The sequence below is a fragment of the Williamsia sp. CHRR-6 genome, from assembly GCF_018474015.1.
GTDB lineage: Bacteria > Actinomycetota > Actinomycetes > Mycobacteriales > Mycobacteriaceae > Williamsia_A.
The window spans coordinates 347,863-371,529 of the sequence record NZ_JAHCSG010000001.1; the positions used below are offsets into that span (position 1 = coordinate 347,863).

The 23,667-nt window shown below is 68.5% G+C and carries 20 protein-coding genes; 8 read left to right on the forward strand and 12 right to left on the reverse strand.

Features of this window, described 5'->3' with window-relative positions; genetic code table 11:
* The first annotated feature begins 69 nt into the window (after nucleotides 1-69).
* A complete protein-coding gene (locus tag KIK15_RS01565) occupies nucleotides 70-1,209 on the forward strand; it encodes a PQQ-dependent sugar dehydrogenase (RefSeq protein WP_214242403.1) in 1,140 nt (379 codons plus the stop codon).
* Between the two features lie 132 nt (nucleotides 1,210-1,341).
* Here the strand turns inward: KIK15_RS01565 and gatB are convergent, their stop codons facing one another.
* Nucleotides 1,342-2,859, reverse strand: a complete 1,518-nt coding sequence (gatB, locus tag KIK15_RS01570) for an Asp-tRNA(Asn)/Glu-tRNA(Gln) amidotransferase subunit GatB (protein WP_214242404.1) — start codon at nucleotides 2,857-2,859, stop codon at nucleotides 1,342-1,344.
* Nucleotides 2,860-3,099: 240 nt separating this feature from the next.
* Between gatB and KIK15_RS01575 the strand changes: the two genes are divergently transcribed.
* Nucleotides 3,100-5,310, forward strand: coding sequence for a protease pro-enzyme activation domain-containing protein (locus KIK15_RS01575; protein WP_214242405.1), 2,211 nt, complete (start codon nucleotides 3,100-3,102; stop codon nucleotides 5,308-5,310).
* A gap of 19 nt (nucleotides 5,311-5,329) precedes the next feature.
* Here KIK15_RS01575 and KIK15_RS01580 read toward each other — a convergent pair whose 3' ends face one another.
* From KIK15_RS01580 to gatC, 3 genes are all read right to left on the reverse strand, one after another.
* Entirely contained in the window at nucleotides 5,330-6,358 is a 1,029-nt protein-coding gene (locus tag KIK15_RS01580; RefSeq protein WP_214242406.1) for a 6-phosphofructokinase, read from the reverse strand.
* 97 nt (nucleotides 6,359-6,455) lie between these two features.
* Entirely contained in the window at nucleotides 6,456-7,952 is a 1,497-nt protein-coding gene (gene gatA, locus KIK15_RS01585; protein ID WP_214242407.1) for an Asp-tRNA(Asn)/Glu-tRNA(Gln) amidotransferase subunit GatA, read from the reverse strand.
* The gene (gene gatC, locus KIK15_RS01590) at nucleotides 7,949-8,248 is read right to left on the reverse strand and encodes an Asp-tRNA(Asn)/Glu-tRNA(Gln) amidotransferase subunit GatC (protein ID WP_214242408.1); all 300 of its coding nucleotides are present in this window, start codon (nucleotides 8,246-8,248) and stop codon (nucleotides 7,949-7,951) included. Before gatC ends, gatA begins: the two co-directional genes overlap by 4 nt.
* A 219-nt stretch (nucleotides 8,249-8,467) precedes the next feature.
* Between gatC and KIK15_RS01595 the strand changes: the two genes are divergently transcribed.
* Nucleotides 8,468-9,136, forward strand: a complete 669-nt coding sequence (locus KIK15_RS01595) for an amino acid-binding protein (RefSeq protein WP_214243190.1) — start codon at nucleotides 8,468-8,470, stop codon at nucleotides 9,134-9,136.
* A 28-nt stretch (nucleotides 9,137-9,164) separates the two neighbouring features.
* Here KIK15_RS01595 and ligA read toward each other — a convergent pair whose 3' ends face one another.
* On the reverse strand, nucleotides 9,165-11,273 hold the full coding sequence (ligA, locus tag KIK15_RS01600) for an NAD-dependent DNA ligase LigA (RefSeq protein WP_214242409.1): 2,109 nt from the start codon (nucleotides 11,271-11,273) through the stop codon (nucleotides 9,165-9,167).
* Nucleotides 11,274-11,352: 79 nt separating this feature from the next.
* Here ligA and KIK15_RS01605 point away from each other — a divergent pair, with 79 nt between their 5' ends.
* Together KIK15_RS01605 and KIK15_RS01610 are read left to right on the forward strand one after the other, a co-directional pair.
* Nucleotides 11,353-11,775: an MmcQ/YjbR family DNA-binding protein gene (locus tag KIK15_RS01605; protein WP_214242410.1), complete on the forward strand. Its 423-nt coding sequence runs from the start codon at nucleotides 11,353-11,355 to the stop codon at nucleotides 11,773-11,775.
* Between the two features lie 54 nt (nucleotides 11,776-11,829).
* Nucleotides 11,830-12,441: a L,D-transpeptidase gene (locus KIK15_RS01610; protein WP_214242411.1), complete on the forward strand. Its 612-nt coding sequence runs from the start codon at nucleotides 11,830-11,832 to the stop codon at nucleotides 12,439-12,441.
* A gap of 20 nt (nucleotides 12,442-12,461) precedes the next feature.
* Here KIK15_RS01610 and KIK15_RS01615 read toward each other — a convergent pair whose 3' ends face one another.
* The 7 genes from KIK15_RS01615 to KIK15_RS01645 all read right to left on the reverse strand — a co-directional run bounded on the left by KIK15_RS01615 (nucleotide 12,462) and on the right by KIK15_RS01645 (nucleotide 19,704).
* On the reverse strand, nucleotides 12,462-13,463 hold the full coding sequence (locus KIK15_RS01615) for a vitamin-B12 independent methionine synthase (RefSeq protein ID WP_307851690.1): 1,002 nt from the start codon (nucleotides 13,461-13,463) through the stop codon (nucleotides 12,462-12,464).
* Complete coding sequence (gene mnmA, locus KIK15_RS01620; RefSeq protein WP_214242412.1) at nucleotides 13,460-14,539, reverse strand: tRNA 2-thiouridine(34) synthase MnmA; 1,080 nt, start codon at nucleotides 14,537-14,539, stop codon at nucleotides 13,460-13,462. Before mnmA ends, KIK15_RS01615 begins: the two co-directional genes overlap by 4 nt.
* Nucleotides 14,539-15,744, reverse strand: coding sequence for a cysteine desulfurase family protein (locus KIK15_RS01625; RefSeq protein WP_214242413.1), 1,206 nt, complete (start codon nucleotides 15,742-15,744; stop codon nucleotides 14,539-14,541). The genes mnmA and KIK15_RS01625 overlap by 1 nt, the downstream gene beginning before the upstream one ends.
* Before the next feature lie 86 nt (nucleotides 15,745-15,830).
* On the reverse strand, nucleotides 15,831-16,778 hold the full coding sequence (locus KIK15_RS01630; RefSeq protein WP_214242414.1) for a 1-acyl-sn-glycerol-3-phosphate acyltransferase: 948 nt from the start codon (nucleotides 16,776-16,778) through the stop codon (nucleotides 15,831-15,833).
* 57 nt (nucleotides 16,779-16,835) lie between these two features.
* Nucleotides 16,836-17,702 carry a GNAT family N-acetyltransferase gene (locus tag KIK15_RS01635; RefSeq protein WP_214242415.1) on the reverse strand — a complete coding sequence of 289 codons (867 nt, stop codon included), beginning with the start codon at nucleotides 17,700-17,702 and terminating at the stop codon, nucleotides 16,836-16,838.
* 222 nt (nucleotides 17,703-17,924) lie between these two features.
* Nucleotides 17,925-18,881, reverse strand: coding sequence for an electron transfer flavoprotein subunit alpha/FixB family protein (locus tag KIK15_RS01640; RefSeq protein WP_214242416.1), 957 nt, complete (start codon nucleotides 18,879-18,881; stop codon nucleotides 17,925-17,927).
* A 37-nt stretch (nucleotides 18,882-18,918) separates the two neighbouring features.
* Nucleotides 18,919-19,704 carry an electron transfer flavoprotein subunit beta/FixA family protein gene (locus KIK15_RS01645; protein ID WP_214242417.1) on the reverse strand — a complete coding sequence of 262 codons (786 nt, stop codon included), beginning with the start codon at nucleotides 19,702-19,704 and terminating at the stop codon, nucleotides 18,919-18,921.
* Between the two features lie 219 nt (nucleotides 19,705-19,923).
* Here KIK15_RS01645 and KIK15_RS01650 point away from each other — a divergent pair, with 219 nt between their 5' ends.
* The 3 genes from KIK15_RS01650 (at nucleotide 19,924) to KIK15_RS01660 (ending at nucleotide 23,625) form a co-directional block, all read left to right on the forward strand.
* Entirely contained in the window at nucleotides 19,924-20,766 is an 843-nt protein-coding gene (locus KIK15_RS01650) for a methyltransferase domain-containing protein (protein ID WP_214242418.1), read from the forward strand.
* A gap of 79 nt (nucleotides 20,767-20,845) precedes the next feature.
* Entirely contained in the window at nucleotides 20,846-22,372 is a 1,527-nt protein-coding gene (locus tag KIK15_RS01655; RefSeq protein WP_214242419.1) for a glycoside hydrolase family 57 protein, read from the forward strand.
* Complete coding sequence (locus KIK15_RS01660; protein WP_214242421.1) at nucleotides 22,369-23,625, forward strand: glycosyltransferase family 4 protein; 1,257 nt, start codon at nucleotides 22,369-22,371, stop codon at nucleotides 23,623-23,625. The genes KIK15_RS01655 and KIK15_RS01660 overlap by 4 nt, the downstream gene beginning before the upstream one ends.
* The last annotated feature ends 42 nt before the right edge of the window (nucleotides 23,626-23,667 follow it).

The window sequence follows — 23,667 nt, forward strand, 5'->3', positions numbered from 1 at the left end:
CGCCATCGGCCAGGGCCGACCGCGCCCGCGCCAACCGGCCCGGAACGCGAGATCACCTACCCTGGGTTCATGTCCGCACTCGCGCGCCGGATCCGCGCCGCCACCATCGCTGTGGTGGCCTCCAGCTGCCTGCTCGCCGGGTGTGCCGACTTCAGCGCCACCGACCGCAGCCGGTCGGCAGGTGAGTTCTCCCCCGACGACAAGACCGCAGTCCTACCCTCACCGCCGGCGCCGTCGATTCCCAGCGAGACGCCCGACGGACCCCAGCCGACCGGCCCCTGTGTGGATCCCGACCCGGCGGTCATCGCGACCTGCCTCGACAGCACCTCTGCGGTGCTGCCTGGCCAGGACCCGCAGGGCACCGCGACGGTGGTGTCCGAGCGTCGCACCGGCAACATCATCGCCACCCGCCGCAACGGGCCCAAGACCATACTGGCCACCATCCCGGTCGATGCTGGTGGCGACGGTGGTCTGATGGATTTCGCACCGTCTCCTGCCTACCAAGAGGATCGGCTGTTCTACGCCTACATCTCCACGCCCACCGACAACCGGGTGGTGCGCGTGGCGCCGGGCGATGCGCCCAAACCGATCCTCGTCGGCATTCCCAAGGGCCCCACCGGGAACGTGGGTTCCCTCCGGTTCCGGTCTCCCGACGAGTTGCTGGTGGCCACCGGTGACGCCGGGAACCCCGCCGCCGCAGCCGATCCGGCGTCGCTGGCCGGCAAACTGCTCTCGATCACCGACCTCACCTCGGGCAACTCCACCCGACCCAAGATCGTGGCGTCGGGACTCGGCACCAATGCCACCATCTGCAGCAACGTCACCACCGGGCGTCTTTACCTCACCGATCGAGCCCCCACCGAGGACCGACTACAGGTGATCGACACCAGCGGCACCCTGCGGCCGTTGTGGACGTGGCCGGACAAGCCGCAGATCTCCGGGTGCGCCGCGGTGGGTGACACCGTGGCCGTGACCACCGCGCGGACCCAACATGTCGAATTGCTCAGCGAACCCACCCGAGAGAAGCCGACGGTCACCAAACCTGTTGTGGCACTGGAGAAACGCTACGGGGCTCTGGGGCGGATGGCGGCGTTGCCCTCTGGGGTGTTCCAGATCGGCACCGTCAACAAGGACGGTGGCCGACCCGGGCCCACCGACGAGCGCGTGTTCCGCTTCATCCCGCCCACCCAGTCGCAGAGCAACGTCTGATCGAGCGCCATCGCGCTGGGCCTGCGGTTCACCCGCCCTGTGTGACCCGGCCCCGGTTCACGCTCCCCTCGTGACTCGCGCTCCGGGTACACCAGGAGCGCACGGCACAGGGTGGAGCGAGAACCGTTGGGGTCAGGAACGGTGGTGTAAGCTGCAGGCGGCGAGGACGAGTTCTTTTACTCGGGCCGGATCTGCCTGTCCCCGGGTGGCTTTCATCACGTCGCCGACGATCTTGCCGGCGGCAGCCACCTTGCCCGAGCGGATCTTCTCGGCGATGTCGGGGTTGGCGGCGAGTGCCTGATCCACCGCGGCCTGCAGCGCAGAGTCATCACGAACCACCTCCAGGGCGCGGTCGGCGACGATCTGCTCGGGTTCGCCCTCCCCGTCGATAACGGCCAACGCGACCTGCTGGGCCAGCTTGGTGGTCAGCGTGCCCGCCTCGACCAGGCCGATGAGGGTAGCCACCTGAGCCGGCCTGATGGCCAGCTCCGGGAGTTCCACCGAACGCGAGTTGGCCTGCTGGGCAAGGAAGCTCACCCACCAGCTGCGAGCCGCCTCGGGCGGTGCGCCGGCGTCGGCGGTGGCGATGATCAGGTCGACGGCGCCGACGTTGATCAGGTCGCGCATCACCTCGTCGGAGACCCCCCACTCGGTCTGGATGCGCGCGCGCCGCAGCCACGGCAGCTCGGGCAGGGTGGCGCGCAGCTGCTCAACCCACGCCGGGTCCGGTTGCACGGGAGCGAGATCGGGCTCCGGGAAGTACCGGTAGTCATCGGAGGTCTCCTTGCGGCGACCGGCCGAGGTGGTGCCGTCGGCCTCCTGGAAATGCCTTGTCTCCTGGGTGATCTCGCCACCCGCCTGCAGAATCGCCGCCTGCCGACACATCTCGTATCGCACTGCGATCTCCACGCTCTTGAGCGAGTTGACGTTCTTGGTCTCGGTGCGGGTGCCGAATTCGGTTGCGCCCCTGGCCATCAGCGACACGTTGGCATCACACCGCAACGACCCCTGATCCATCCGTGCGTCCGACACACCCAAAGACTTCACCAGGTCGCGCAGCGCACCGACCAGCGCGCGGGCGATCTCGGGGGCACGTTCGCCGGTCCCGGTGATGGGCCGGGTCACGATCTCCACCAAGGGAACTCCGGCGCGGTTGTAGTCCAGCAACGAGTGGCTGGCTCCGTGGATACGTCCGGTTCCGCCGATGTGCAGCGACTTGCCGGTGTCCTCCTCCATGTGGGCGCGCTCGATCTCCACGCGCCAGGTGGTCCCGTCGGTGAGCGGCACGTCGATGTACCCGTCGTAGGCGATCGGATCGTCGTACTGAGAGATCTGGTAGTTCTTGGGCTGATCGGGATAGAAGTAGTTCTTGCGGGCGAACTGGCTCGACGCGCGGATCGAGCAGTTGAGCGCCAACCCGATCCGAACCGCGGACTCGATGGCTGCGGCGTTGGCCACCGGCAACGCCCCAGGCAGCCCGATGCACACCGGGCACACCTGCGTGTTGGGCTCGGCCCCGAACGCGGTGGGGCATCCGCAGAACATCTTGGTGGCCGTGCCCAACTCGACGTGCACCTCCATACCCATTACGGGGTCGAAGGCGGCGATGACGTCGTCGTAGTCGAGCAACGAGGCGGTGGCGGAAGTCATGCGGATCAGTTTATGCCGGTCACCGCCCACGTCAGTTCCTCGGTCACCATCGGCGGGGTCGGCGATCCCGGACTGAAGACCGCAGCTGCTCAGCGGCAGACGGCTCGAGGGGAACAGGTGGATTTCGCCTGAAAGCGACAAATGGTAGTTACTTGCCCGAGTGAACGATTCCTGTGGTCAACTGGTCGTCACCCACCATGGACTCGGTGGGTCCACCAGGACGAGAGAACACATCTGCCCATGACATTCACCTCACGTGCTGTCGCCGCGATCGCGGTCGGCTGCAGCGTTGCGGCGTTCGCGCTGCCCGCCACCGCCACCGCGGCTCCTGGCCGCAGCATCTTGGCCGACAGTCAGCCCGGCTGGGCGACACCACGTGCCCTGCGCTCGCACCTGGCGGGCACCGAGCCCGTCCACGCTCGCGTGTACCTGCCGTGGCGCAACCGCACCGAGCTGGCCCGGATCTCGCGGGCCGTGAGCACCCCCGGTACCTCGGCCTACGGCCGCCACCTGAGCCCCGCGCAGTTCCGATCAGCGTTCTCGCCGACCTCCGAGTCGGTGGCCGCGGTGCAGAAGTGGTTGCGCGGAGCCGGTTTACGCGTCGTCGACGTTCCCGCCGACCGGCAGTACGTCGCCGTGGAAGGCAGCGCCGCAGCGGCCACCCGGGCCTTCCACACCACCTTCGCCACCTACACGGCGTTCGGTCGTGTTCTACGTGCCGCCGTGTCAGCTCCCAGCGTGCCCGCAGCGCTCGCAGGCACCGTGAGCGCGGTCGTCGGTCTCGACGACGGCAGCGAGGTGGACCCTGCCGCCGGTACCGACACCGAGCCCCCATCGGGAACGAGCCCGGCCAAGGTCGCTGACCCCAGCGTCGGATTCCGAGCCGGCACACCGTGTTCGACCTACTGGGGCGAGAAGACGGTCACCCTGCCCACCGCCGTCGGCGGGAGCACCACCAAGCCACTCGCCCCGTGTGGTTACACCCCTGCGCAGGTGCGCGGCCTGTACGGACTCGGTACCGCCGACACCGGTGCGGGTCAGACGGTCGCGTTCGTCGGAGCCAACGCCAGCCCTACCATCGCCGCCGATCTCACCCAGTACTCCCGCCTGCACAATCTGCCCGACCCGCAGATCCAGCAGATCGTGCCGCCGGGCGTCTACCAGCACCCCACGACTCCCAAGAACGACCCGAGCGCGTTCTTCGGGGAGCAGACCCTCGACGCCGAAGCCATCCACACGACGGCACCGGCAGCAAAGCTGCTCTACGTGGCCTCGTCGAACGCACGCCAGGACTTCGATCGCAGCGTCAAGGCGATCGTGGACAAGCACCTCGCGCCGATCATCTCCATCTCCTACGGCTTCAGCGGCGAGTCGGTGCCGCAGGGATTCGTCAACAGCCTCAACAACATCTTCATCGAGGCAGTGGCGACCGGCATCGGTGTCTTCGTCTCCACCGGCGACGACGGCGACGAGGTGGGCACCCTGAACAAGACCTCGGTGGACTTCTACGCCAACATCCCCAACATCACCGCGGTTGGCGGCACGTCGGCGGCCATCGTGAAGGGTGCGGGCGGGTCGGTGTTCACCACGGCCGGCGCCCCGGCGTCGATCCCCGCCCTCTCCTCGGCGGCCAAGGGCGGGCCCTATGGCATCGACGACCCCGCCAACCCGGTGAACCAGCCGGGCTGGACTCGGGCGTTCGAGGTGGGCTGGCAGACCGGCCGGGTGAGCGCAACCGGCACCCTCACACCGCTGCCCGCCGACACGTCGGTACCGGCCGCGACCACCTACACCTTCACCGGCAGCATCGATTCGGCTCCAGCGGTCTTCGGTGGCGGCGGCGGAGGTGGGATCAGCACAGTCTTCCCGCAACCGAGCTATCAGAAAGGCATCACCGACTCGGCCAAGGACGGCACCTCCGGTGCGCCGGGCACCAGCGGACGTTCGCTGCCCGACATCGCGGCACTCGCTGATCCCAACACCGGATTACTGGTCGGGCAGACCCAGAAGTTCACCGACGGAACCTATTACGACGAGTACCGCATCGGTGGCACATCCTTGGCTGCGCCGCTGATGGCGGGCATGGCCGCGGTGGCGAACCAGAAGGCAGGCAAGGATCTGGGATTCCTGAACCCGCGGATCTACGCTGCCTACCGGCAGGCGTCGTCGACGATCTACGACGTGGACGAGGCCGACCTGAACAGCGCCGCCGAGTTCGGCTCCACTCCTGCGGTGTTCCGGGTGAACTTCACCGACAGCGAGTCGGCCACGGGTGGCCGCGGATACAGCGTCCGCTTGTTGGAGTCACCGCTGCAGAGCCTGCAGTCGGTTCGCGGCTACGACACCGCCACCGGCGTCGGCTCCCCGAAGGACTCCACGTTCCTCACGGCTTTGGGAACGGTCACCCCGCTGTCCTACACCCCCGACCCGAAGTCACCGAACGTCGGCTGAGACAGCAACGCGCGCACCCTCACCCGAAGATGACCCGGACCTCCTGATACTGGGCGTCGGGCACCGTCTTGTGGTTGGCCAACGCATCGTCGAACCCGACGCGCACGATGTCGGTGCCGCGCAACGCCACCATGTGTCCCCACTCGGCGTCGGCCACCACGTCGGTGGCCGCCATCCCCAGCCGCGTCGCGAGCACCCGATCGAAGCCGGTCGGGGAACCGCCGCGCTGGATGTGTCCGAGCACGGTGGCGCGGGTCTCCACACCGGTCCGGGCCTCGATCTCGGGGGCCAGCACCTCTGCTATCCCACCGAGGCGGGGACGGTTGAACCCGTCGAGCCCCTTGGTCGAATGCGCAGAATCCATGTGCGGCAGGGTGAATCCCTCAGCGACGACCACCATCGGTGACCGTCCGCGGTCTCGGACGCTGCTGACCCATTCGCAGATCTGCTCGATGGTCTCGGGTTGCTCAGGGATGAGGATGGCGTGCGCTCCCCCGGCGATCCCGGAGTGCAGCGCAATCCAGCCCGCGTGGCGTCCCATCACCTCGAGCACCATGCAGCGCTTGTGAGAGTTGCCGGTGGTCCGGAGCCGGTCGATGGCCTCGGTCGCGATCTCCACGGCGGTGTCGAATCCGAAGGTGTAGTCGGTGGCGTCGAGATCGTTGTCGATGGTCTTGGGCACCCCGACGATGTCGATCCCGTCGGCGAACAGTCGTTTCGACGCTGATGCGGTTCCCTCGCCGCCGATGGCGATGATGGCGTCGACCCCCAGTTCGGCCATCCGCCCCCGGATCACCTCGGGTCCGCCACGCTCGCAGTAGGGCCCCACCCGGCTGGTCCCCAGGATGGTGCCGCCCTGATGGGACAGGCCACGCACCGAACTGCGGTCCAGGGCCATCACGTCACCGTCCACGAGGCCTCGCCACCCGTCGAGGAATCCCACGAAATCCTGACCGTGCACGGTCTCTCCCTTGAGCACCGCGCCTCTGATCACCGCGTTCAGGCCGGGACAGTCACCGCCCGAGGTGAGGATGCCGATCCTGGTCACGTTGCCATTCCTCTCGCCGCACGAACACCCTGCGGGTCAACGCTGACCGTCGGCCCCAAGACTAGGGAACCGACGCCGCGAGTGCGACCGTCTCTTCTCAGTTCGCCGCGATCGGACCGCGGGCGGCCTCGTACGCAGCGCCCACCCGATAGAGGCGATCGTCGGCCAGCGCCGGCGCCATGATCTGCAGCCCCACCGGCAGACCGTCGTCAGAGGACAACCCCGACGGCACCGACATGGCGCAGTTGCCGGCCAGGTTCACCGGCAGCGTGCACAGGTCGAAGAGGTACATCGCCAGCGGATCATCCACCTTCTCCCCGATCGGGAACGCCGTGGTGGGGGTGGTCGGGGAGACCAGTACGTCGACGCTGCCGAAGGCCGACGCGAAGTCGCCTGCGATCAGGGTGCGCACCTTGAGCGCCTGACCGTAGTACTGATCGTAGTAACCCGAAGACAGGGCGTAGGTGCCGATCATGATGCGGCGCTTGACCTCTGGACCGAAGCCCTGGGCTCGGGTCAACGCCATGACCTCTTCGGCCGAACGGGTGCCGTCGTCGCCGACGCGTAGTCCGTAGCGCATCGCGTCGAAACGCGCGAGGTTGCTCGACACCTCCGACGGCAGGATGAGGTAGTAGGCGCCCAAAGCGTAGGTGAAGTGCGGGCACGACACCTCGACGATCTCGGCGCCGCGCGCCCGCAGCACCTCCACTGCGGCGGTGAACGATTCGAGGACCCCGGCCTGATAGCCATCGCCCTGCAACTCGGTGACGATGCCCACACGCACCCCGGTCAGGTCGCCGGCGGCTCCGGCGCGGGCCGCACCGACCACGTCGGGAACCGGGGCATCGATGGATGTGGAGTCACGCGGGTCGTGCCCGGCGATCACCTCGTGCAGCAGCGCGGTGTCGAGAACCGTTCGCGCACAGGGCCCGCCCTGATCCAGCGACGACGCGCAGGCCACCAGTCCGTAGCGCGACACGGTGCCGTAGGTGGGCTTCACGCCGACGGTGGCGGTGACCGCCGCGGGTTGCCGCACCGATCCGCCGGTGTCGGTGCCGATGGCCAGCGGGGCCTGATATGAGGCCAGCGCCGCGGCACTGCCGCCACCGGAACCACCGGGGATCCTGCTGGTGTCCCACGGGTTTCGGGTGATCTGGTAGGCCGAGTTCTCGGTGGAACTGCCCATCGCGAACTCGTCCATGTTGGTCTTGCCCAGGATCGGGATCCCAGCTGCCCGCAACCGGGTCGTGAGGGTGGCGTCGTAGGGCGGTACCCACCCCTGCAGGATCTTGGAGCCGCAGGTGGTCGGCGCATCGGTGGTGGTGAACACGTCCTTGAGCGCCAACGGGACTCCCGCCAACGCCGACGCCGGAGCATCTCCGGCCGCCAGTGCGGCATCGACCTCGTGGGCCGCAGCCAGCGCCGCCGACCCGTTGACGTGCAAAAAGGCGCCCAGGTCGGAGTCGATCGACTCGATCTGATCGAGGTGGGCCTGGGTGACCTCCACCGAGGAGAGCTCGCGCGCATGGATCTTGGTCGCGAGCTCGGCCGCCGACAACCCGGTGATGGGTCCGGCCGGGCGTAGGGCGGTCACTGGTCCTCCCCCAGGATCTGCGGGACGGCGAAACGGTCCTGTTCCACCGAGGGCGCACCCGAGAGTGCCTCAGACGGGGTGAGCCCGGGCACGATCGCATCGGGACGCAGCACGTTGGACAGCCCCGCCGGATGGGCGGTCGAGGCCACTCCCGTGGTGTCCACCTCGGCGATCGAGGCCACGTGGGTCAGGATCGAGTCGATCTGCCCGGCGTACTGATCGAGCTCGTCGTCGGTCAGGGCCAGGCGCGAGAGCCGCGCCAGATGGGCGACCTCGTCCCGGGAGATGGCAGACACCGGTGGTTCCTCCTGCAGGTGTTGTTCCGTCGCACGCAGACGTACGGCGATGTCGGACCGGCAGCGCTCGGGATGGAGCCGCTCGGCGACTCGGTCAAGCCTAGTGCGTTGACCGGCGGCCACCACCGACCGCACCGACGCCGTCGGCGCCGGCACTGTTGCCGCGGCCTGCGCCGCCGACCCCCGCCCGCAGCGCAGTCGATCGGCGCAGGTGGGACAATTCCGCGCGTGTCCTATCTGTTGCGGGTGTATCTGGCCGACCGACCGGGGAGTCTCGGTCTGCTCGCGGTGTCGCTCGGGTCGGTGGGCGCCGACATCCTGGCCCTCGATGTGGTCGAGCGCGGCGAGGGGTATGCCGTCGACGACATCGTGGTCGACGTGCCGCGGGGGTCGCTGCCCGACACGCTGATCACCGCCGCCGAGAACGTCGACGGGGTCCGCGTCGACTCGATCAGGCCCTACATCGGGATGCTGGAGACCCACCGCGAACTCGAACTCGTCGACCTGATCGCCACGGCCGCCCCCGGCGATCGACTGCAGGTCTTGGTCGACCACGCTCCGCGGGTGCTTCGGGTGTCGTGGGCGACGGTGATCACCCAGGGAGGCGGTGAGGTGATGCAACTCTTCGGCAGCTCCGGTGCACCCGAGACGCAACTGACTGCGGTGGACTGGCTGCCGATCGCCGCGGCGGCCGAACTCGACGCCGACGCCTCGTGGGTGCCGGGCTTCTGGCGCGACACCGACACCCGGATGGCCGCCGCACCCATCGGATCACCGAGCCGGGCCCTGCTGCTCGGGCGATCGGGGGGACCCGACTTCCGGCCGTCGGAGATCGACCGCGTCGGCTACCTCGCCCGCATCGTCACCACTGTGCTCGGCCTGCCCTGACCGCCGCCGCACCCCCAGGGCGGTGCGATCACGGCTCGTCTACCGATTCGTCGTCGGAGCCGGCTGTCCCCTCGGAGTCACCAGCCGGGGGTGGACCGTCTCTCAGCAGCGCCTTGAAGCCGTCCTCGTCGAGGATTCGAACCCCGAGCTGCTGCGCCTTGTCGGCCTTGGTGCCCGGCGCGTCGCCCACCACCACGAAACTGGTCTTCTTCGACACCGAGCCCGACGCCTTGCCGCCGCGCGCCAGGATGGCTTCCTTCGCGCCGTCGCGGGAGAAGTCCTGCAACGACCCGGTGACCACGATGCTCAGCCCCTCCAGGGTGCGGGGGATGGAGTCGTCACGTTCGTCGGCCATGCGGACACCCGCGGCCCGCCACTTGTCGACGATCTCGCGGTGCCAGTCGACGGCAAACCAGTCGATCACGCTGGCCGCCAACGTCTCTCCCAGACCCTCGGTCTGGGCCAAGCGCTGTGCGTCGGCATCCATGATGGCGTCCAGGGTGCCGAACTCGGTGGCCATCGAACGCGCCGCCGACGGCCCGACGTGACGGATCGACAGTGCCACCAGCACCCGCCACAGCGGTACCTCCTTGGCCTTGGCCAGATTGGCCAGCAAGCGCTTGCCGTTGGCCGAGAGCGAGCCCGATTTGGTCGTGAACAGCTCGACCCGCTCGAGGTCATCGGCGGTGAGGGCGAACAGGTCTCCCTCGTTCTCGATGACGCCGGATGACAGCAGGGCGCTCGCCGCCTCGTACCCCAACGCCTCGATGTCGAACGCTCCCCGACCAGCCAGATGGAACAACCGTTCGCGCAACTGCGCCGGACACGAACGCCGGTTGGGGCAACGGATGTCGGCGTCACCCTCTTTTTCCGGAGCGAGTTCGGTACCGCATTCGGGGCAGTGGGTGGGCATCACAAAGGCACGCTCGGTACCGTCACGCAGATCGACCACCGGCCCGAGCACCTCGGGGATCACGTCGCCTGCCTTGCGGATGGTGACGGTGTCGCCGATCAACACACCCTTGCGCACCACTTCCGAGGCGTTGTGCAACGTGGCTCGCGACACCTCGGACCCGGCCACCACAACGGGTTTCATGAACGCGAACGGGGTGACCCGGCCGGTGCGGCCCACGCCCACCCGGATGTCGAGCAACGTGGTGGTGGCCTCCTCGGGCGGGTATTTGTAGGCGATTGCCCAGCGCGGCGCCCGCGAGGTCGAACCCAGCCGACGCTGTAGCGCGGTGGCGTCGACCTTGACCACGATGCCGTCGATCTCGTGTTCCACGTCGTGGCGGTGTTCGCCCCAGTAGGCGATGCGATCCAGGATCGCCTGCGCCCCGGCCAGTTTCATCGTGTGCTGCGACACCGGTAGACCCCAGGCACCCAGCGCGAGGTAGGCATCGTGCAGCGACTCCGGCGACCATCCCTCTATCCGCCCGATGCCGTGACAGATCATCCCGAGCCGGCGCTGGGCGGTGATCTGCGGGTTCTTCTGGCGCAACGATCCAGCCGCCGAGTTACGCGGATTGGCAAACGGCGCCTTGCCCGCCTGCACCAATGAGGCGTTGAGGGCCGCGAAGTCTTCCACCCGGAAGAACACCTCGCCACGCACCTCCAGCAGCGCGGGCATCGGGTGATCCGGCGACGCCGTGAGCCTGCGGGGGATGTCGTCGATGGTCATCGCGTTGAGGGTGACGTCCTCACCGGTTCGACCGTCGCCGCGGGTGGCGCCGCGTACCAGCACCCCGTCCTCGTAGACGAGGCTCAGGGCCACCCCGTCGATTTTCAACTCGCACAGGTACTCCAGGCCCACACCCGCGTCGGCCTCCACCCGATCCACCCAGGCACGCATCTCGTCGGCGTCGAAGACGTTGTCCAACGACATCATTCGCTCCAGGTGGTCGACCGAGGCGAAGCCGGTCTCGAACCCACCGCCGACCAACGCCGTGGGCGAGTCCGGGGTGGCCAACTCGGGGTGATCGGCCTCGAGTTGTTGCAGACGCTTGAGCAGGGCATCGAACTCGCCGTCGGTGATGACGGGGGCATCTTTGACGTAGTAGCGGAACTGATGCTCGCGTACCTCGTCGGCCAGCTCCGCCCACTGCGCACGCACCTGGTTCTCGGTAGAGTCGTCCACCTCCGAGAGGCTAGTGCAGCGGTGTGACGGGGCAGCCACGACGACGACCTCGCCGCCCGCCGCGAGAGAAGGTGGGCCGATGCCTCATCCGTTGATGTTCGACCCCACCGACCCGGTGCTGAGCCGGGTCCGCGAGATCGCCTTGGCGCTGCCGGAGGCGATCGAGAAGGTCGCGCACGGGCAACCGACGTTCCGCAGCAGCAAGGTGTTCGCCTACTACGGCGGGTCGGTTCGTGCCGGTGAGCCGCGCGCCGGGCACCGGCACGGCCAGTCGGTCCTGATCGTCCCCGACCCGAGTGAGCGAACTGCGCTCGAACAAGATCCAAGGACATTCGTGCCGGCCTATCTGGGTCCGTCCGGCTGGCTGGGCATCGACCTGTCCGGGAGCGTCGACTGGACCGAGATCGCCGAGCTGATCGACGCCAGCTTCCGGCAGACCGCGACCGCGCGCCTCATCCGACTACTCGACGACCAGGGACCTGCCATCGACAAGACGCGGTGATCACGCATGTGGACGAGGATCGGAAACTCCACCGAGCTGTGACATCCTGGTGGCATGCCCGGCTTCATCCGCGACTACTGGTGGGCGGCCCTCGTGGTGCCGCTGGCCACAGCGGTCACGGCGGTGTTGGTGGTCGGGCTGGTGTTCTCCGACCAGGGCACCGGTTCGAGCCGGCGCACTCAGGCCGCGGTCCCGGCCGCGGTCACCTCCGGGGTGGCAGGCACCCCGAAAGCGCCCGTCGCGGCACCCGGTCTGCCGCCGTCAGCGCGCGCGATGTGTGCCTCGAACCGGGAACCGCGCGCTGTGGTCGTCAGCATCTCCCAGCAGACGATGTGGATGTGTCAGGGTCCTGAACTCTTCGGCGACAGCCCGGTCACCACAGGTATCGACACCCCCAAGAACCGCACTCCCACCGGCAGCTGGCGCATCGTGGCCCGCGAGACAGACCGCTTCCTCACCGGCCCGGACTACCGGGTGTTCGTGCACTTCTGGATGCCGTTCTTCGGGGACTTCGGTTTCCACGACTCGCCGTGGCAGCGCTTCGCCTACGGCACCGCGATGTACAAGACCGCCGGCTCGCGTGGATGCGTGCACGTGCCCGCGCAGGCGATGGGCGTCCTCTACCGCTGGGCCACCGTCGGCACCCTGGTCACCATCCGCAGCTGATGACCGCCGACAGGGCGAATTCACATCCGCGGTAACTCGGTCGCAACAGCGGTGGCGATCGCCAGTGCGGTGCGCGACCACGACGTGGATGCCTGGGCCAGACCGCAGGTCGGCGTGACGAGCATCGAGTCGCTGAGCACGCGGCGGTCGAGTCCGATGGTGTCGACCATGCGCACGATCTGTGCTGCGACCGCCTCGGCGGTCACCTCGGGACCCGGTTCGGTCGCGGGCACCGCCCCCACTGCGAGGACCGTGGCGCGGTCGAGGAGTTCACCGATCCCGTCCAGGTCGGCCCGACCGACCTGCGCGAGGTCGAAGGCCACTCCCCACACCGAGCTCTGGGCCGCCACCGTCCACGGGATGGTGTCGCTGCACAGATGCAGCAACACCGGTCGACCGACCACGTCGATGAGCCGGTCGTAATGTTCGGCGATGGTCGCAGCCGGGATCGGGTCGATCACGTCGAACCGCGACAGCGGCTTGACCGCACCGTCGATCACCCGGTCCAGCAGCGGCTCGTCGATCTGCACCAGCACCGGGACCCCCAGGCGCCGTTGGAGTTCGGCGGCGTGTACGGCGACACCCTCGGCGAGCGAGTCCACCAGGTCGGCCCAGGCACCGCGGTCACGGACCGCCTTGTGGCCGGCAGAGGTCTCCACCGAAGCCGCCAACGTGAACGGGCCGCACACCTGCGTTTTCACCCACGCGTCTGGGCCCCCGTGCCCACCGGTCTCCCAGATCTCCTCCAGCGCATCGACATCTGTGCGCAACAGATCACGGGCGCGTCGGCTCATCGCCGACGGCCGCGCCGAAAGCCGGTAGCCGGTGGTGGCCACCTCCATCGGCATGTCGGCCAGGACAGCGCACGCGCGACCGATCATGTCCGCACCGAGTCCGCGCCCGGGCAGCTCGGGCAGGTGGATGAGACCGACCTCCCCGGCGATCACCTCGACCGCAGCACGTGGGTCGTCCCCGGGCATCGACCCCACCCCGGTGGCCACGCCCACCGGCGGCACGTTCACGTGGCGGCGATCCGACCGCAGGCGATCACTTCGTCGCCCTCGGCCGCGTCATCGCGGTAGAGCACCGCGGCCTGTCCACGAGCCACTCCGGTGAGCGGTTCGAGAAGCTCGATCTCGATGCCGCGACCGTCATCGACAGCCTGGGCTCGCGCAGGCGCCAGCCCGCCGTGGGCACGTACCTGCACGGTGGCGTCGAACGGCTCGCGCGGCGCATGACCAGATGTCCACACCGCTCGCTCGGTCCGGATCGTCCACACCGTCAGGTCCTCCGCCGGGCCGACGGTGACCGTCGCCGAGTCGGGATCGATACCGGTCACATAGCGCGGTCGGCCATCGGCGGCGGGCGCCTGCACACCGAGGCCCTTGCGCTGTCCGATCGTGAAGCCGTGCACGCCATCGTGTTCGGCCAGCGGGGTGCCGTCGGAGTCGATGACCAATCCGGGCCGCAACCCGATCCGGGCACCGAGGAATGCTCGGGTGTCCCCGGACGGGATGAAGCAGATGTCGTGGGAGTCGGGTTTGTCGGCGACGCTCAGTCCACGGCGTGCCGCCTCGGCACGGATCTGCGCCTTCGGTGTGTCACCCACGGGGAACATGGCTTTCGACAACTGCCCGGCGGTGAGCACCGCCAACACGTAGGACTGGTCCTTGTCGGTGTCCACCGCGCGACGCAGCCGACCCTCGGACAGCCGGGCGTAGTGCCCGGTGGCCACCGCGTCGAACCCCAGCGCCGTGGCCCGATCGGCCAGGGCGGAGAACTTGATCTTCTCGTTGCAGGTGAGACACGGGTTGGGGGTGTCGCCGGCGGCATAGGACGCGACAAACTCGTCGATCACGTCTTCGCGGAATCGTTCGGCGAAATCCCAGACGTAGAAGGGGATCCCGAGTACGTCGGCCGCCCGGCGCGCGTCAGCGGCGTCCTCTTTGGAACAGCAGCCACGGCTACCGGTGCGCAACGCCCCGGGTGCCGTCGACAGGGCGAGGTGGACTCCGACCACATCATGCCCGGCGTCGACGGCACGTGCGGCCGCCACGGCCGAGTCCACCCCCCCGCTCATCGCCGCCAACACCCGCATCAGCGCTCACCCACCGCGACCGAGGCCATGCCGGCACTGCGCGCCCGGTCGACCACCTCGCCGATCACCTGCGCTACTCGGTCGATGTCGGCTGCGGTGGTCGTCGGCGAAAGGCTGAACCGCAGACTGCTACGCGCGTCCGCCGTCGACATCCCCATCGCCAGCAGCACGTGACTGGCGCGAGCGACACCTGCGGTACAGGCCGACCCGGTCGAGCACTCGATGCCGTGGGCGTCGAGCAGCATCAACAGCGAATCACCCTCGCAGCCGGGAAAGGACACGTGTGCGTTGCCGGGCAGCCGCCGAGAATCCCTGGGACCGTTGACGACACATCCATCGATCCGCGACAACGTGTCCAGCAGCCGGTCCCGTAATCCGGTCACCCACCCGACCGTCGAGTCGAGCCGACTCACCGAGACCCGAAGAGCAGCCGCCATTCCCGCGGCCGCGGCCGCATCCGGGGTGCCCGAGCGGACGTCACGCTCGTGACCGCCGCCGTGCAGCAACGGCACACACGCGACGTCGCGACGCAGCAGCAACGCACCCACGCCGTGCGGACCGCCGAACTTGTGGCCGGCGATGCTCAACGCCGAGAGCTCCGAGGACCCGAAGTCGACCGGGAGGTTGCCTGCCACCTGGATGCCGTCGGTGTGCATGGGGACCCCGAACTGCGCTGCGATGGAGGCGAGTTCGGCGATCGGCTGGATCGCGCCCACCTCGTTGTTGGCCCACATGATGGACACCAGCGCGGTGCGCTCGCCGTGATCGGCCAACTCGGTTCGAAGGTCGGCGGGATCGACGAGACCGTCGGAGTCGACCGGCAGGACCACGAGTTCGGCACCCTCGTGTTCGACCAGCCACTGCGCGGGATCGATCACCGCGTGGTGCTCCACGGCCGAGATGACCAGCCGAGTGCGAGCGGGGTCGGCGGCTCGCCGGGCCCAGTAGATGCCTTTGACGGCGAGGTTGTCGCTCTCGGTACCACCGGCAGTGAAGATGACCTCGGAGGGACGAGCCGACAGGGCTGCGGCGATGCTCTCGCGCGCCTCTTCCAGATGGCGGCGGACTCGCCGACCAGATCCGTGCAGCGACGCGGCGTTACCCGCCTCACCCAGCAGTTGCGTCATCGCCTCGACCGCCTCGGGGAGCATCGCGGTGGACGCGGCATTGTCGAGGTAGACCGGCGTCTGACCTGTGTTGGGCATGATCGTCCCAGGATAACGCTCCGGTGACGCCGACCGAATCCATGCCCCACAGGGTCAATGGTGGAAGCGACCGAACCGGCGACAGGTCACCCGGCCAGCCGCAGCTCGGCGTGATCGATCACGACCGACGGGTGCTCGGTCACGGAGCCGACGGTGCGAGTTCCACCGGCGCCGGTATCGGTGGTCACGTGCTCGTTCGCAGATGCGAACACCAACCGTTCACACCGTGCGGCCAGCGCGCGACGATCCTCACCGGGCAGCTGGGTCTCGTGAACCCGCACCCGAACCGTCAGCCCAGCAGATCGGATCACCCTGCGCATCGTGTCCAGTAGATCGTCGCCGCCGATGAAGCTGGCCTGGGTGCACACGTCCCCGTCGGCGCAGTGGTATCCGACGTGCATCGGGATGACCGACGAGCGGGCGGTCACCGCCGCCTCGAAGGTGGCCGGGGTGAACGTCCCCGCAGTCCGCCCGCAGTAGGTGGTGCCCTCTGGGAAGACGCCCACCGCATCGTCGCGATGCAGCCGGTCGACCATCGCCGCGATGGTGTCGGGCAGGTCGCGCAACGATTCCCGACGCAACCCGATCACCCCGACCCGCCGAGCCAGCGTTCCCACGCCCGGCCACGTCAGCAGTTCGGCCTTGGCGACGAATCGAGCCGGTATCACCGCCGCGACGGCCAGGATGTCGAGGAACGAGGTGTGGTTGGCCACGATCAACCCCGCTCCCCGCCCCGCGTAGGGACGTCGGTCGTCGATCTGCAGAGCGATACCCAACGATGCCAGCAGCGCACGCGCAGCCATCCGGGCGAAACGTCGACGAACCGGGCGTGGCGCCACCACCATCGCCGACCCCACGGCCAGCAGGCCGAGCGCGGTCACCCCGAACCGCAGGATCCGCCCCAGCATCCGGACCGGACTCACCGACGGATGAGCGCCGATGCAGCCTGCATCGCAGGTGCTGATGGGAAACCACGGATGCCGCGGTGGCGCCACATCGGCGGCTGAGCCCGAGACTGAGGTCAGTGGGGTCATGTCGGTCCTCTCGATCACGGTGGACACCTGGGCGCTCGGGTGCGAACGAAGCGAGGGTCAGCCGAGCTGGGCGGGGTCGTATCGCTGGGCGGGGTCGTATCGCTGGGCGGCGTCGGCCGCCGAGCGCAGGCGCTGCAGGTAGCGCTGGTTGGCGGCGGTCTTGTCGAGCACGGTGACAAAGTCGCCGACCCCGAAGTCGATGTCGTGGGCGGGTTCACCGCAGATCTGCGCACCCAAGCGGAGGTACCCCCGCAGCAGGCCCGGCACCACCACCGCGGCCGGCGGCTCGATGTCGTCGAGCCGGCGGCCGTCGATGACCACGTGCCGATAGGGGAAGGCCTGCCAGGGTGCACGATGGCGATTACGGACCAGGTCACGTACGCCGCGAATGGTGGCACCGGGGACGTCGTCGACGTCGGCGCACACCGGCACCGAGGTGCAGCCGAGCACGTAGCGATAGCCGGTGGCGTCGAGGTAGCGCAGGATGCCCGCCCACATCAACGCCATCACCGAACCGGACCGGTGAGCCGACTCGACACACGCGCGTCCCATCTCCACGGTCTGCGAGGCGAACCCCGCCAGTTCGCCGAGATCGAACTCGGTGGCCGTGTACAGGCCGCCGGTCGCCGCCGCTCCGGGCGGAGGCAACATGCGGTAGCACCCGACCACCTCCTCGGTGAGGTTGTGTCGCACCAGGATGTGGTCGCAGTGTTCGTCGAACCGATCGGCGTCTCGGCCGTCGGTGACCGCCGACATCGCCGACCCGAAGCCGGGCTCCTCGGCGAACACCCGGTAGCGCAGACGCTGCGCGGCCTCGATGTCGGCAGCGGTGTTCGACACCACGAGGTGATAAACGGGGCCCGCGAGCAGCGGGCGCGCCGGCGCCTGGATCCTGGGTGGGGGTGACACGATCGAGTTGGTCATGGCCACAGGTGTAACGGCCGGATCGAACTATGCCGCGCACGCTGTGTGACGTGTCGATGGAGACCTCGTGAACAGCCCTGAGCTGGGTGAATGACACTCGACACGGGTATGTCGCAGGAACCAACCACAAAAACAACCGACCCCCGGAGAGTGATCTCCGGGGGTCGGTTGGATGAATCGTCCAGTGGGCAGGCCGTGCGGCCTGCGGTCACACGGTAACGGTCACTTGCGCGCCTTGACCGCCTCGGCAAGCTGCGGGGCCACCTCGAACAGGTCACCCACCACCCCGTAGTCGGCGATTTCGAAGATGGGAGCTTCCTCGTCCTTGTTGACTGCGACGATGGTCTTCGAGGTCTGCATACCGGCCCGGTGCTGGATGGCACCGGAGATCCCCAGCGCGACGTACAGCTGCGGCGACACCGTCTTGCCGGTCTGGCCGACCTGGAACTGACCCGGGTAGTAGCCGGAGTCGACCGCGGCACGCGACGCGCCGACGGCGGCACCCAGCGAGTCGGCCAGCTCTTCGACGACCGAGAACTTCTCGGCGCTGCCCACACCGCGGCCGCCGGAGACCACGATCGAGGCCTCGGTCAGCTCGGGGCGGTCACCGCCGACGATGGGCTCGACCTTGGTGACCTTGACGGCGTTGCCGGCCGGAGCCGGAACGGCCACGTCGACACGCTCACCCGCACCGGCCTGCGGCGCTGCCTCCACGCCACCGGGGCGGATCGAGTACACGGGCACCGCACCCTTGGCCTTGGCGTCGACAGTGAATGCGCCGCCGAAGATCGAGTGGATCCCAGTGCCGTCGTCCTTGATGCCGACGATGTCGGTGAGGATGCCCGAACCCAGCCGTACGGCCAGACGGCCGGAGATCTCCTTGCCGTCGGCAGTGGCTGCGACCACCACACCAGCCGGGGACGCCTGCTCGGCGACTGCGGCCAGGATGTCGACCTTCGGGCTGATCAGGTAGCCGTCGACGTCGTCGGATTCGGCCACATAGATCTTCTCGGCGCCGAGTTCGGTGAGGCCACCGATCAACGGGTCGGCCGTCCCGGGCTTGCCCGCGACGACAACCGACGGCGAGCCGATCGCGCGTGCAGCGGTGATGAGCTCGCCGGTGACCTTCTTCAGGCCACCTTCAGCGTCGAGCTCGGCGAGAACCAGTACTTCAGCCATGTTTGTTCGCTCCTTCTCGATGTCTCGTGTGGCCGGGTCAGATGATCTTCTGGCCGACGAGGAACTCGGCGACCTTGGTTCCACCGTCACCCTCGTCGGTGATGCGCTCACCGGCGGTCTTGGGCGGCTTGGGAACCGATGTCAGAACCGAGGAGCCGGCGTTCTCCAAGCCCACATCCGACGGCTCGACTCCGATCTCGGCCAGGGTCACGACCTGGACTTCCTTCTTCTTTGCGGCCATGATGCCCTTGAAGGACGGGAAGCGCGGCTCGTTGATCTTCTCGTTCACGCTCACGATCGCGGGCAGCTGCGACTCCACGTGGGTGATGCCCTCGTCGGTCTCGCGCTCCCCGATCAGACGCTCGCCCTCGATGGTCAGCTTGCGCAGATGGGTCAGGTGCGGCAGCTCCAGGTACTCGGCGATCATCGCCGGGACGGCACCGGAACGACCATCAGTCGCCTCGTTGCCGGCGATGACGAGCTCGACGCCCTCGACGGTGCCCAGCGCACGCGCCAGAACGTAGGAGGTCTGAACGGCATCCGAGCCGTGCATCAGGTCGTCCTTGATGTGGATGGCGCGATCGGCCCCCATCGACAACGCTTTGCGGATGGCGTCGGTGGTGCGCTCGGGACCGGCCGACAGGACGGTCACCTCGCCACCGTTGGCTTCTTTGATCTGCAGCGCTTCCTCGACGGCTCGCTCGTTGATCTCGTCGAGCACGGCGTCAGCCGCCTCACGGTCCAGCGTGTAGTCGCCATCGGAGAGCTTGCGCTCAGACCAGGTGTCCGGAACCTGCTTGATCAGTACGACGATGTTCGTCATGGTCCTCATCGACCTCCGCTCGGAATCTGTGAACCAACCGTAAACTTACCGGCCAGTAAGGTAAACCCTCTCTTCCACTGTAGCTCTCCTCGAGCCTCGGTAGAACCCCACGTCAGACCTGGTGGGCACAGGCCCGATGAGTTGCGTCACACAGTCCCTCGGGGCACCGAGGCGCATGAACGGAATCCCGGCATCACCCCACCCACTAGGCTCTTCGGGATGACCAACGCAACCGACGGTTCGCACCACACCGAGCGGGGTGTGGTGACCGAACCGATCGGCGACTCCGGGCCGGGCTGCGCCTCCGGGCCGGTCGAATCGGTGCCCACCCTCGCACTCACCGGCGAGCGCACGGTGCCCGGGATCGCCGAGGAGAACTACTGGTTTCGTCGGCATGAGGTGGCCTACCACCACGTGCTGCAACGCTGCGTGGGCCGGTCGGTGCTCGAGGCGGGCTCGGGTGAGGGCTACGGCGCCCACCTGATCAGTTCGGTGGCCACCGATGTCGTGTGCGTCGATTACGACGCCACCGCCGTGGCCCACACCCGCGCGCGATACCCGTCGGTGACCGTGCACCAGGGCAACCTCGTCGATCTGCCACTGGCCGACGACAGCGTCGAGGTGGTGGTCAACTTCCAGGTCATCGAGCACCTGTGGGATCAGGCCGCGTTCGTGGCCGAGTGCGCCCGCGTGCTGCGACCGGGCGGGGTGCTGCTGATCAGCACACCCAACCGGATCACCTTCTCTCCGGGCCGCGACACCCCACTCAACCCGTTCCACACCCGCGAGCTCGCAGCATCAGAGCTCCAGCAGTTGTTGACCGACGGCGGTTTCCGGGTCGCCGAGATGCTCGGTATACATCACGGACCGGTGCTGCGTGCGCTGGACAAGCGGTGGGGCGGCTCGTTCATCGACGCGCAGATCCAACGGGCGCTCGACGGTGAGCCGTGGCCGGCGACGTTGACCGCCGACGTGGCGACCATCCGCTCCGACGACTTCGAGATCCACGCCGAGCAGATCGACGCCAGCCTGGACCTGTTGGCCGTGGCGGAGTTGGTGTGAGGTCGCGTGCGCGCATCGGTCGCGACCCAGCCGTGGCAGCGGGCATCGGTTGCCACCCCATCACGGCAATCGGGGCGCGATGACCGTTCGGGCAGTCCCCGGCCAGTTCACCCTCGTCCTGCACTCCCATCTGCCGTGGTTGGCCAACCACGGCAGATGGCCGGTCGGTGAGGAGTGGCTGTACCAATCGTGGGCGGGCTCGTATCAGCCGGTGTTCGAGGTGTTGCGCGGCCTGGCCGACGACGGCTACTCGCACTGCATGAGCCTAGGAGTCACCCCGGTTCTGGCCGCTCAACTCGACGACCCACACTGCGGCGCGTCGATGTTCGAGTGGTTGGCGTCGTGGCAGTTGCGCGCCCAGGAGGCCGCGCTGGCCCGGCGACCGCATTGCGCTGCGCTGGGCGCACGGGAGTTCCGGGCGGCCGAGCACGCGCTGGCCGACTTCGAGACCCATTGGCGCCATGGAGGTTCGGCGGCACTGCGATCCCTCGTGGATTCGGCGACCATCGAGCTGCTCGGCGGGCCGCTGGCCCATTCATTCGGACCACTGCTCGATCCGCGCCTGCGACGGTTCACCCTCACCGAGGGCCTGGCCGACACCGCCTTGCGCATCGGCGATGCGCCCCAGGGCATCTGGGCACCGGAGTGCGCCTACGCCCCGGGCATGGGCGAAGAGTACGCGGCTGCGGGCATCACCCACTTCATGGTCGACGGGCCCGCGCTGCGCGGCGAGACCGCGATGGGGGCGACGGTGTCTGGGGACGTGGTGGCGTTCGGTCGTGATCTGGAGATCAGCTACCGGGTGTGGTCGCCGAGATCGGGGTACCCCGGACACGCGGCCTACCGCGACTTCCACACCTACGATCACGACCACGGGCTCAAACCCGCGCGGGTCACCGGCCGCGGCGTGGCCGGACCCGACAAGGCACCGTATGACCCTGACCGCGCACGGTCCGCGCTGACAAACCATGTCGAAGACTTCGTCGACCGCGTGCGACGACGGCTGATCGAACAGTCCGCCCGTATCGGCCGACCCGCACTGGTCGTCGCAGCGTTCGACACCGAACTGTTCGGCCACTGGTGGTTCGAGGGACCGCAGTGGCTGGACGCGGTGTTGCGTCGACTCCCGGAGGCAGGCGTACAGGTGGGCACCCTGGCCGATGCGCGGGCTGGTGGATTCGTTTCCGGCACAGTCGATCTGGGTCCCTCGTCCTGGGGTTCGGGCAAGGACTGGCGGGTATGGGACGGACCACAGGTGGCCGATCTGGTCGCCGTGAACTCCGAGGTGGTCTCCACGGCACTCGACACCGTCGCCAAACGGCTCGTCCACACCGACGGCGTCCGGGACCCCGTGTCGGATCAGATCATTCGCGAGGCCCTGCTGACGGTGTCCTCGGATTGGGCGTTCATGGTCTCCAAGGAGTCCGCTGCTCAGTACGCCCGCGATCGGGCCTTCACCCATGCCCACGCCACCCGCGAGATCTGCGCCGCGGCCGACCGCGGACGCGACGGCCAGGCCCGCCGACTCGCGCAGGGCTGGCAGCGGGCCGACAACCTGTTCGGCGCTCTCGACGCCCGACGCCTCGATCCCGGGTACACCCGATGAGGATCCTCATCGTGTCGTGGGAGTACCCGCCGGTCGTGGTGGGCGGACTGGGCCGCCACGTGCACCATCTCGCCGTGGCCCTGGCCGCCCGCGCCGACCACGAGGTGGTGGTCCTCAGCCGCCGCCCCACCGGGACCGACGCGCTGACCCACCCCACCGACGATCGCCTCGTCGACGGCGTGCGGGTGATCGCCGTGGCCGAGGATCCACCCGCCTTCGACTTCGGCAGCGACCTGATGGCGTGGACATTGGCCATGGGGCACAGCATGATCCGAGCCGGCTGGCGGATCACCGATCCCACCGGGGTGCCCTGGGTGCCTGACGTTGTGCACGCTCACGACTGGCTGGTGGCACATCCCGCAATCGCCCTGGCCGAGTTCTACGACGTGCCGTTGGTGGCCACCATCCACGCCACCGAAGCCGGTCGCCACAGCGGTTGGGTGAGCGGTGTCATCAACAAGCAGGTCCATTCCGTCGAGTGGTGGTTGGCAGCCGAAGCCGACGCCCTCATCGCGTGCTCGACGTCCATGCACGACGAGGTGAGCCGACTCTTCGGACCCGACATCGCCGAGATCCACACCATCCACAACGGCATCGACCTCTCCACCTGGCCGTTCGCGCAGCGGCGCGGCGGTTCGCAGGCACCGTCACTGCTCTACGCCGGGCGCCTCGAGTACGAGAAGGGCATCCAAGACCTGATCGCCGCCCTACCCCGGATCCGGCGCGATCACCCCGGGACGACTCTCACCATCGCCGGCGACGGCACCCAGGAACAGTGGCTGCGGGAGCTGACGCGAAAGCATCGGGTCGCGCGGGCAGTGCGGTTCGTGGGTGCGGTGGGCCACCACCAGCTCGTCGAGCTCATGCACGGCTGCGACGCGATCGTGCTGCCGAGCCGCTACGAGCCTTTCGGCATCGTGGCGCTGGAGGCGGCGGCGACCGGCGCTCCCCTGGTCACCTCCACCGCGGGCGGTCTGGGCGAGGCGGTCACCGACGGGATCACCGGACTGAACTTCGCCCCCGGCGACGTGGCCGGGCTGACCGCCGCAGTGTGCGGGGTGGTGGGCGATCCGACCGCCGCGGCCAGGCGGGCCCGGCAGGCGCGGGCCCGGTTGACCGAGGAGTTCAGCTGGCCGCTGGTGGCCGAACGCACCGCCGGGGTCTACCTGGCCGCCAAACGCCGGATACGCCATCCCATCGGGCGTCCGCACATCATCGAGCGGCCACTACCCGACCGCGACCTCGCGACCTGAGCTCGCCCGACGCGGGCCGCGGCGCGGCGCGCAGACTAGGTT